The organism is Pseudoalteromonas sp. S3260, from assembly GCF_005886925.1.
Taxonomy (GTDB): Bacteria; Pseudomonadota; Gammaproteobacteria; order Enterobacterales; family Alteromonadaceae; genus Pseudoalteromonas; species Pseudoalteromonas tetraodonis.
Map to the genome: position 1 here is coordinate 1 of NZ_PNCV01000342.1, position 341 is coordinate 341.

At 44.3% G+C, this 341-nt stretch carries 1 protein-coding gene; it reads right to left on the bottom strand.

Annotation, left to right across the window (positions count from 1 at the left end):
• Positions 1-115 precede the first annotated feature (115 nt).
• The coding region (locus tag CWC14_RS18730) for a TonB-dependent receptor (protein WP_138564381.1) at positions 116-341 on the bottom strand (226 nt) is incomplete at its 5' end.

Sequence of the window (341 nt, forward strand, 5' to 3'; positions counted from 1 at the left end):
GAGCAAGCCTGGAAAGAGAACCAAATTATCTAAACGAGTGTTCTTTTATAATGGTCAAAAAGCGAGCTTGTTAGCTCGCTTTTTTGTTGCTCTAGCAACCCTCAACCCTCAAAACTCAAAATTCATAACTCATCGACAGTGTGATTGTGCGGCCAAAAATGGGTCTGGCGTAAAATAGCGCTTCTTGATGGCTTAAATCATCGCGGGGGTTGCCCTCGGTAAGGCCTAGCGTGTTGGTTAGGTTTTTAATCTCTAATTGCACCTTTAGGTGCTCATTCAGAGCGACTTCTGAAAACAGATCCCAAGTATGATAAGCAGGCAGAGCAAAACGGTTGGCGACA